Source organism: Herbidospora sp. RD11066 (genome assembly GCF_054661255.1).
This window is the reverse complement of record NZ_BAAGDO010000233.1, coordinates 1-257: the sequence shown is the minus strand read 5'-3', so window position 1 is coordinate 257 and position 257 is coordinate 1. Positions and strand designations below refer to the sequence as shown.

Annotated in this window: 1 protein-coding gene; it reads right to left on the bottom strand. The window is 47.1% G+C overall.

What is annotated here, in order from left to right; translation table 11 throughout:
• On the bottom strand, window positions 1-257 hold a 257-nt coding region (locus ACYQ78_RS39810), incomplete at both ends, for a glutathione binding-like protein (protein WP_459806180.1).

The following is a 257-nucleotide window of genomic DNA, read 5'->3' as shown; positions in this document are numbered from 1 at the left end:
CACGCGTTCACCCACAAGGAAAGTCTTTGTCAAGAGAACATTGTTCAATACAGTCAAGCACTTCTTTACATCCTCCATAGCTTTATCAGTGGCCTGCTTGTTATACTGCATCAGTCCCAGCGTTGGGAACACCCAGGTGGCCACTGATGGTAAAAGCTCTTGATCGGCAAAGTTCACATACTGCTGGATCTGTGCCATTTCCAGTCGGGCCTTTCCTCGCAGTTGGTCATTTGACACATAAAAAGCAATGGCATTGC